This is a genomic window from Nocardia sp. NPDC004722 (assembly GCF_053601505.1).
In genome coordinates this window covers 3,102-12,379 of sequence record NZ_JBSGBY010000213.1, presented here as the reverse complement: position 1 = coordinate 12,379, position 9,278 = coordinate 3,102, and the positions used below count along the sequence as shown (strand labels likewise).

At 67.0% G+C, this 9,278-nt stretch carries 8 protein-coding genes; 4 read left to right on the top strand and 4 right to left on the bottom strand.

The genetic code is table 11. The features are described 5' to 3' along the window. Positions 1–1,225: MMPL family transporter (locus ACWELQ_RS21435; protein WP_452398814.1), on the bottom strand; the 1,225-nt coding region annotated here is incomplete at its 3' end. Positions 1,226–1,457: 232 nt separating this feature from the next. On the opposite strand from ACWELQ_RS21435, the gene ACWELQ_RS21430 reads away from it, so the two are divergent. Next, on the top strand, positions 1,458–2,987 hold the full coding sequence (locus ACWELQ_RS21430; RefSeq protein WP_452398813.1) for a phospholipase C: 1,530 nt from the start codon (positions 1,458–1,460) through the stop codon (positions 2,985–2,987). A gap of 86 nt (positions 2,988–3,073) precedes the next feature. On the opposite strand, the gene ACWELQ_RS21425 is transcribed toward ACWELQ_RS21430, so the two are convergent. Then, the gene (locus ACWELQ_RS21425) at positions 3,074–3,292 is read right to left on the bottom strand and encodes a hypothetical protein (protein ID WP_452398812.1); all 219 of its coding nucleotides are present in this window, start codon (positions 3,290–3,292) and stop codon (positions 3,074–3,076) included. A gap of 290 nt (positions 3,293–3,582) precedes the next feature. Here ACWELQ_RS21425 and coaE point away from each other — a divergent pair, with 290 nt between their 5' ends. Continuing rightward, positions 3,583–4,773, top strand: a complete 1,191-nt coding sequence (gene coaE / locus ACWELQ_RS21420) for a dephospho-CoA kinase (protein ID WP_452398811.1) — start codon at positions 3,583–3,585, stop codon at positions 4,771–4,773. A 7-nt stretch (positions 4,774–4,780) separates the two neighbouring features. Here coaE and ACWELQ_RS21415 read toward each other — a convergent pair whose 3' ends face one another. Then, positions 4,781–5,305, bottom strand: coding sequence for a DUF402 domain-containing protein (locus tag ACWELQ_RS21415; RefSeq protein WP_452398810.1), 525 nt, complete (start codon positions 5,303–5,305; stop codon positions 4,781–4,783). A 212-nt stretch (positions 5,306–5,517) separates the two neighbouring features. Between ACWELQ_RS21415 and ACWELQ_RS21410 the strand changes: the two genes are divergently transcribed. Beyond that, positions 5,518–5,943, top strand: coding sequence for a hypothetical protein (locus ACWELQ_RS21410; RefSeq protein WP_452398809.1), 426 nt, complete (start codon positions 5,518–5,520; stop codon positions 5,941–5,943). 55 nt (positions 5,944–5,998) lie between these two features. On the opposite strand, the gene ACWELQ_RS21405 is transcribed toward ACWELQ_RS21410, so the two are convergent. Next, positions 5,999–6,424: a DUF402 domain-containing protein gene (locus tag ACWELQ_RS21405; RefSeq protein WP_452398808.1), complete on the bottom strand. Its 426-nt coding sequence runs from the start codon at positions 6,422–6,424 to the stop codon at positions 5,999–6,001. A 504-nt stretch (positions 6,425–6,928) separates the two neighbouring features. On the opposite strand from ACWELQ_RS21405, the gene uvrB reads away from it, so the two are divergent. Next, on the top strand, positions 6,929–9,094 hold the full coding sequence (gene uvrB, locus ACWELQ_RS21400) for an excinuclease ABC subunit UvrB (RefSeq protein WP_452398807.1): 2,166 nt from the start codon (positions 6,929–6,931) through the stop codon (positions 9,092–9,094). Positions 9,095–9,278: the final 184 nt, after the last annotated feature.

The window sequence follows — 9,278 nt, the reverse complement described above, 5'->3', positions numbered from 1 at the left end:
GCGCGACCCCGAGCGCGCCGAAGACGATCGGGCGGCTCATCACCAGATGCGCCCAGCGCGCCCACGCGGTCGAGGCCGCCGTCGAGCGGGTCTCGGCCGGGCGCAGCCGCGCGGGCAGCGCACCCCGGTTGACCGCCGGGCCGAGCACGGCCAGCAGCGCGGGCAGCAGGGTGAAAGCCGCTGTCAGAGTGCCGAGTACGGCCACCACCACGCCCAACGCCACCCCGTCGAGCATGGGCAGGCCGACCACCAGTAGCGAGCACAGCGAGATCATGACGATGATGCCCGAGGCCAGCACGGTGCGGCCGGTGGTGTCCAGGGCCGCCCCGACAGCGGCGTGGATGTCCGTGCGGGCCTTGCGATCCCGCACGCCACGCTTGGTCAGTTCCTCGTTGAAGCGGCTCACCAGGAACATGGCGTAGTCGATCGCGGTACCGGTGCCGATCATGGTCGCCACCGACAGCACGAAGGAGTCGAAGGTCAGGAAGCTGGCCAGCCCGAACAGCACGCCCACCGCCAGCGCGATCCCGGCCGCGGTGACCGAGATGGGAATGGTGGCCGCGACCACCGCGCCGAGCGCGAGCACCAGCACGATCGCGGCGATGGGCAGGCCGATGGCCTCGCCGCGGCTGATGTCCGCGGTCTCCATCCGGATCAGCTCGCCCTCGACCGGCGAGTATCCGGTGAGGTCGGCGCGCACCTCGTTGTCGGAGGCGGCGGTCAGGGCCGTCTGCAACCGGGCGGTGACGTCGACGCGTTCGGACATGTCGCCATTGATGCCCACCAGGGCGAGTGCGGTGTGCCGGTCGGCCGAGATCTGTTGTCTCGCATCGCCTTCGAAGGGGCCGACGGCACCGGGTACGCCGGGGACGGCACGGGCCGCACCGAGCACACGCTCGATCGCCGCCCGGAAGCGCGGATCGTCGACGGTCAAGCCGTCGGCATGCAGCACGATCAGGTCCTGCTCCGCGCCGAGTACCGAGAAGTGTTGCGCTATGCGGTTTTCGGCCGCGGCGGAGGTGGATCCCGGGACCGCGTAGTCGGGTGCGCCCAGTCGGGCGTGCAGGGCCGGGTAGGCCGCGCCGCACACCGCGATCAGCACCAGCCAGATGCCGATGACCGTCCATCGGTGCCGGGCCAGGAACCCGCCCCAGCGTGCGAGCGGGCCGAGCCGCGGCGTGGATTCGGGCGAGCGGGGTGGATCTGCGAGGGCCTGACTGCTCATGCTGACTCCCACGGTCGATACCTGACAGTCACTATCAGGTATGCGCGAAAGCTTAGGCCGATCCGGCAATGAGGTGCAAGTCACTGTCAGGAATCCATGGCTGGACCCCGTACGGTTACGAGTGGTTCGCTAGGCCGTCATCATTCGAGGGTTGGATGCGAACTGGACGCGCGACCGGATAGCTTCGGCGTGTTCGAATCATTCACTCCTAGCGGGAAGGCACCACCGGAGCATGGGCGTGTTCGCCGGCATCAACAGGCGCGATTTTCTGGCGAAAGCCATGGCCACGGGCGGTGCGGCGGCCCTCGCCTCGCTGGCCAACCCGATCATCGAGCGGGCCTACGCCGCCGACCCGGCCGGTATGGGCGGGCTCGGCGACATCGAGCACATCGTGCTGCTCATGCAGGAGAACCGCAGCTTCGACCACTACTTCGGCACCATGTCCGGCGTGCGCGGCTTCGGCGATTCCTCCCCGGCCTTCAACCAATACGGCTACGCGCCCGGAATCGGGCCCACCGCAGACGGATTCCTCAACCCTTTCCGCCTCGACACCACCCGCGGGGCGACCCTCGACGGCGAATGCATCAACGACCCGGACCACACCTGGGCGGGCATGCACAAAGCCTGGAACAACGGGCGCAACGACGGCTGGATGCCGATGTCGATCGCGTCGGTCGGTGCGGCCAACGGTCCCGCGGCCATGGGTTACTACACCCAGGAAGACATTCCGGTGCACTGGGATCTGGCCAACGCCTTCACCCTGTGCGACAGCTACCACTGCTCGGTGCTCGGCCCGACCGACCCCAACCGGCTGTACTGGATGTCGGCGACCATCGATCCGGACGGGCTCAATGGCGGCCCGCTGCTCGAGACGCCGACCCTGATCCCGCAGAACGCCTACAGCTGGCGGACCATGCCGGAGAACCTCTCCGACGCCGGGGTCAGCTGGAAGATCTACAACAACCGCGATGTCGGCCCGCTGTCCTCGGTGATCCTCGATGGCATGCTCGGCTGCTTCAAACAGGCCGCCGACCCCAATTCCGAACTGGCACGGCGCGGTAAGGCCCCGGCCTACCCGCAGGACTTCGCCGCCGATGTGGCCGCCAACCAGCTGCCCGCCGTGTCCTGGGTGATCCCGCCGCTGCTCAACTGCGAACATCCGGCGCTGCCACCGGCTTTGGGTGCGGTCGGCATCATGCAGGTGCTCGACATCCTCACCTCCAACCCGGCCGTGTGGGAGAAGACCGCGCTCATCGTCAGCTACGACGAGAACGGCGGCTTCTTCGATCACGTCACCCCGCCCACCCCGCCGCCGGGCACGCCGGGTGAATACCTGACCGTGCCGCTGGCGAACACCGCCAAGTCGGAGGGCATCGCCGGGCCGATCGGCCTGGGCTATCGCGTTCCCTGCTTTGTCATCTCGCCCTACAGCCGTGGCGGCCTGGTGGCGTCGGAGACCTTCGACCACACCTCGCAGCTGCGCCTGATCGAGCGTCGTTTCGGGGTGGACGTGCCCAACCTGACCGCGTGGCGGCGCGGCGCGACCGGCGATATGACCTCGGCGTTCGACTTCGGTGCGAGCCCCGATGCCGCGAAACCCGTGTTCGCCCCGGCGAATCGGAAGGTGGACGCGGCCTTGGCGCAGTGCGGGCCGAATGTCGCGCTGGGTACCGCGAATGCCGGTACGCCGTACCCGGTTCCGCCGAACTCGATGCCCACCCAGGATCCGGGTACGCGACGTCGTCCGAGCGGTCTCGTCTAGTTACACGCGCACAAAACCAGTGGCTCGGTCCGAAAGGGCCGGGCCACTGCTGGTTTCGGGGCGGGATCGGCGGGGTGTGGGGCGGGTCAGCCGGCGGTGGCCGGAACCCAATTCCGCACGCGAGTGGGTTCGGGTGCGCGTTTTCGCGTGGCCGCGACGCTGTGCCGACCCGTGCTGAGCAGCGCGGTCAGCCAGGAGCGCCGGATTCCGGCGAGTGCGGCTGCGACGGCGGGGATCTCGATGCAATGCACGGTGCCCGCCAGGCCCAGACGGTGGCGACCCGTCTGGATGTTGTTGGTGCCCACTGATAATCCTTCTCTTGCGTGTTACCGGCCCACTATCGCCTGCGGCGAACCATAGCCGAACAAAAGTGTGGATCGCCGAATTTTGCGCGACGTACACCCCGGCGTGTCGGAATGTTGCCGACAAACGGTCGGGATTGACCGAAAAAGTTGCGAAATGATCTCGTCGGCGTCACGGAACGGCCAAGGACTGTGCTTGCAGGTGAAACCGCAGGCCCGAATGGGTAATCCGGGGAGCCGACGCGGGTAACCCTGATCGGCGCGCCGACCGGCCGCAATGCGAGACTGGACCAATGTTGCGAATCGGTCTCACCGGAGGCATGGGCGCGGGCAAGTCCACCGTGGCCCGCATTCTGACCGAACTCGGTGCCGTGCTGGTCGACAGTGACGTCATCGCCCGCGAGGTGGTCGCACCCGGCACCGAGGGTCTCGCCGCTCTCGTCGCCGCCTTCGGTGACGACATCCTCGCCGCCGACGGCAGCCTCGACCGCCCGGCCCTGGCCGCCAAGGCGTTCGCCACCGATGAGGCCCGCGCCACCCTCAACGGCATCACCCACCCGCTCGTCGGCAAGCGCACCGCCGAGCTCATTGCCGCCGCGCCCGCGGACGGCATTGTGGTGCAGGACATTCCGCTGCTGGTCGAGAACGGGCTGGGGCCGTTCATGAACCTCGTGCTGATCGTCATGGCCGATGTCGAGACTCGGGTGCACCGGCTCGAGACCTTCCGTGGCATCTCGCCCGAGGACGCGCTGGCTCGCATCCAGGCCCAGGCCACCGACGATCAGCGCCGCGCGGCGGGGGATGTGCTGCTCGACAACAGTGGTGCGCCGGGCGAATTGGAGCCGCTGGTCCGCGAACTGTGGGAGCAGCGCCTCGTCCCGTTCGAGCACAACCTGCGCACCGCGACCCGAGCCCCGCGTGGAGCGGTGCGGCTGGTCGAAGCGGACCCGACCTGGGCGGCACAGGCGCAGCGCGTCATCGCGCGACTCGCCGTGGCGTGCGGTGACAGGGCCCGGCGCATCGACCATATCGGCTCGACGGCGGTCGAGGGGCTGGCCGCCAAGGATGTCCTCGACATCCAGATCACGGTCGCCGATCTCGGCGTCGCGGACTCGCTGCGGGATTCGCTGCAGGCCATCGGGTTTCCCCGGCTCGACCACATCACCACCGACGATTCGAAGCCCGGGACCGATCCGGCGCTGTGGGAGAAGCGGATCCACGCGAATGCCGATCCGGGCCGGCCGGTCAATGTGCATGTGCGCGTGGACGGTTGGCCGGGACAGCGGTTCGCGCTGGCGTTCGTGCAGTGGCTGCGCGCGGATGCCGCGGCGCGCGCGGAATACCTCGAGGTCAAGCGGAAGGCGGAGGCCGCAGCGGAGGGGCTGGCCGACGCCGCCGCCATCGAGGCGTATCTGGCTGTGAAGACGCCATGGTTCGAACAGATCTACCCGCGGGTGCTCGCCGAGACCGAACAGCCCGGCTAGCCCGAAGCTACATCCAGGTCAGTTCGATCCCCTGCTTGGCCAGCCAGGCCTCGAAACTGTGCCCGTGCGCGGCGATTCCGTCGATCGTCGAGGTCGCGGACTCGATGGCCTGCTGCGCCTCGGCGAGGGTCAGGTAGCCGGCGGCGTGGGCGGCGAGTAGCTCGTCGACATCGAGTAGCTCGACCTCGCGGCCCTGGCGCACCACCAGGTCCAGGTAGTGGTCGACGGACTTCCACTGCTTCGGGCCGACCTGCGCGAACTCACCGATATCGATGTAGTAGTCCTGGTCGCGCAGGTGCGCGGGGGTGAAATGGAAGACGGTGGCGCGCAACGACACCGTGGGCAGCAGCCAGGACTCGATGTAGTGGAACTCGGGATGGTCGGAGGTGCGGGCCATGTAGAGACCCCACGGCTCGACCTGATAGCGCTCGACCTGCCGCACGAAACCCTTGGGATCGATATTGGTGAGCTCGTCGATATTGAAGTACTCCACCTTGGGTCGGTGCAGGTTCACCGCGGGTGCCCGAGTCATGCCAACCAGCATCGCGCCTCCGGGGGCGGTCGTCCAGGGGAGCGGATGTTGCGTCGCCGACAGATTGCTGGAATCCGGTGCCGGGGTGGCCGAATTTTCCGAAAAGTGAATCTGAAGCGCCTTCGTTTCGTTAATGTGCGGCCTGCGCGGATTTCGCGCACACGCGACCCGCCGCACCTGGGCGGGCCTGCCACACAAAGGGAAGTAACTGCATGAACGAACGCACTACCCGGGCCCGCCGGGCCGGTCTGGGGGCCGCGGCCTTCGGTGCGGCGGCCGGAGTCGTCGTCCTGGTCGCTCCGCAGGCGGGCGCCTGGCCGAGCGATCTGACGGTGTCCGGCGGCTCGACCCACAATGTCGGCTGCTCGTACACGCTCACCGCGACCGTCACCCTCGATCGCCTGACCTCGGTGACCTTCAAGGACAACGGCACCGAGATCGCCGGCAGCCCGGTAACCCCGTCGCTGCTGAGCAATAACGTCACCCTCAGCTGGACTCCGAGCACGGCCGGATCGCACACGCTGACCGCGACCCAGGATCTGATCACGAAGTCACTGGCAGTCGACGTGTCGCCCGCCAGCAGCTTCGGCAGCTTCGGCTGCGGACTGAACGGACTGCTTCCGAGCCTGTCCGGCTAGCGGACAGACCCGTCGACACCCGGTCCGAACCCATTGCGGACCGGGTGTTCTCGTTTCAGAGCCAGGTGAGCGTGATGCCCTGGCGGCCGAGCCACGCGTCCACATCGTGGTTGCAGCCCGCGATCCCGTCGACCACCGCGGCGGCGCGCTCGATGGCGCGGTGGGTCTGGGCGGTGTCGAAATAGCCTGCGGCGTGGGCGGTCAGCAGATTGTCGATGCCCACCAGTTCGGGCACCTGACCGGGGCGGGCCACCACGTGCAGGTAGTGGCTCCGGGCGCTCCATTTCTTGGCCGCGCACTGACCGTACTCACCGATATCGAGGTAGTAGGTCTGGCCGCGGGAGTGCCCGGGGCGCAGGTGGTAGACCGTGGCGCGCAGCGACAGCTCGGGCAGCATCCAGGTCTCGATGTAGTGGTAGCGCGGATTATCCACGGTCCGTTCGACATACAGACCGAACGGTTCTGCGTGGATTCGCTCCACGGGGTGTAGAAACCCGCGATAATCGGTCCACGAGAGATCCGCGAGATTGAAGTATTCGAGCCTTGGGCGATGCGGGGACACCGGAGGAGTGTTACCGATCGCTCCCTGCGGGCGCGCACCATTGGTGGAATTCCGCTGTGGCGTAAACAGACCGGTCATCGCCCTGCCTCTTCTCGAATCGTGCGACCAGCGAGCCCAGAGTACACCCGGGGACTGTGATTCAAACCCCTGTGAACGGACTGAGATCTACGCGACATCACGTAGTCGCGCGGACGTGAAATCCACTGGGGCAGGGGTCAATTCGGACATTAGAACTCCTTTACCGAATTGAGTGCGCGACTAGAGAATTGGTACGGGCGTGGCGGTGCGACGGTGACGGTGACCGACCCGAGCCACTCCCGGGCGAAGCCGCCCGCGCCAGGGCGACCGCCGCCCGGTCCCGCGCCGCGGATCGCGTGGGTCCGCCGACCGCCACTTGTCGGTGGGGGGTCCTAGGCTTGGGGCATGGCATTCGCAACCGAGATCCCGGACGACGTGCCGATGGCCCACTCCGAGCACCGGCCCATCGGCGAGATCGAACGCATCGACGGTCGGTTCCAGGTGGTCAGCGAGCACAAACCCGCCGGTGACCAGCCTGCCGCCATCGAGGAGTTGGAGCGGCGGATCCGGGCGGGGGAGAAGGATGTCGTACTGCTGGGCGCCACCGGCACCGGTAAGTCGGCCACCACGGCGTGGTTGATCGAGCGGTTGCAGCGTCCCACCCTGGTCATGGCTCCGAACAAGCTGCTCGCCGCGCAGCTGGCCAACGAGCTGCGCGAGATGCTGCCCAACAACGCGGTCGAGTACTTCGTCTCGTATTACGACTACTACCAGCCCGAGGCGTATATCGCGCAGACCGATACGTATATCGAGAAGGACAGCTCGGTCAACGACGATGTCGAGCGGCTGCGGCATTCGGCCACCTCGAGTCTGCTCTCGCGCCGCGATGTGGTGGTGGTCGCGTCGGTGTCGTGCATCTACGGCCTGGGCACGCCGCAGTCGTATCTCGACCGGTCGGTGGAGTTGCAGGTCGGTCAGGAGATCGACCGGGATCGGCTGCTGCGGTTGCTGGTCGACGTGCAATACACCCGCAACGATATGTCTTTCACCCGTGGCTCCTTCCGGGTGCGCGGTGACACCGTCGAAATCATTCCCTCCTACGAGGAATTGGCGGTGCGCATCGAATTCTTCGGCGACGAGGTCGAGGCGCTCTACTATCTGCACCCGCTGACCGGTGACGTGGTGCGGCAGGTGGATATGGTCCGCATTTTCCCGGCCACCCACTATGTGGCCGGTCCGGAACGCATGGAGCGCGCGGTCCGCGATATCGAGGTGGAACTCGAGGCGCGGCTGGCGGATTTGGAGAAGCAGGGGAAATTGCTGGAGGCGCAACGGCTTCGGATGCGCACCCAGTACGACCTGGAGATGATCAAACAGGTCGGGTTCTGCTCGGGTATCGAGAATTATTCGCGGCATATCGACGGGCGTCCGGCGGGTTCCGCCCCGGCCACGCTGCTGGATTATTTCCCCGAGGATTTCCTGCTCATCATCGACGAGTCGCACAACACGGTGCCGCAGATCGGCGGCATGTACGAGGGCGATATGTCGCGCAAGCGGAATCTGGTGGAATTCGGGTTCCGGCTGCCGTCGGCGGTCGATAACCGGCCGCTCACCTGGGAGGAGTTCGCCGACCGGATCGGGCAGGCGGTGTATCTGTCGGCCACACCCGGTCCCTATGAACTCGGCCAGACCGGAGGCGAATTCGTCGAGCAGGTCATCCGGCCGACCGGTCTGGTTGATCCGCATGTGGTGGTGAAGCCGACCAAGGGGCAGATCGACGATCTGGTGCACGAGATCCGGGTACGGGCCGAGCGCGACGAACGCGTGCTGGTGACCACGCTGACCAAGAAGATGGCCGAGGATCTCACCGACTATCTGCTGGGTCTGGGTGTGCGCGTGCGCTATCTGCACTCGGAGATCGATACGCTGCGCCGAGTGGAACTGCTGCGGCAGTTGCGTCTGGGCGAGTACGACGTGCTGGTCGGCATCAACCTGCTGCGTGAGGGCCTCGACCTGCCCGAGGTGTCGCTGGTCGCGATTCTGGACGCGGACAAGGAGGGCTTCCTGCGGTCGTCCACCAGCCTCATCCAGACCATCGGCCGCGCGGCGCGCAATGTCTCCGGTGAGGTCCACATGTACGCGGACAAGATCACCGACTCCATGCGCCACGCCATCGACGAGACCGAGCGCCGCCGCGCCAAACAGGTCGCCTACAACGAAGAGCGCGGCATCGACCCGAAACCGTTGCGCAAGAAGATCGCCGACATCCTCGACCAGGTCTACCGCGAGGCCGAGGAGACCGAGGTCGAGGTCGGCGGCTCCGGCCGCAATGTCAGCCGCGGCCGCCGCGCCCAGGGCGAACCCGGCCGCGCGGTCAGCGCCGGCGTCTACGAGGGCCGCGACGTCAAGAACATGCCCCGCGCCGAACTCGCCGACCTCATCAAGGACATGACCGCCCAGATGATGAACGCCGCCCGCGAACTCCAATTCGAACTCGCAGGCCGCCTCCGCGACGAAATCGCCGACCTGAAGAAGGAACTACGCGGCATGGACGCCGCCGGATTGTCGTGAGAGAAAGCCTGCGCCGCAATGCCCTTCGACCGCGGCCAACCCCCGCCAATCCGGCACGGCGAAATCTCGCCGATCCGGCGCGGTCAACCCCCGCCGATCCGGCGCGGTCAACCCTCGTCATCCCGGCGTGCTTTTGGCCGGGATCCACACACACAACCCACAAAGAAAAGACAAACAAAAAGAC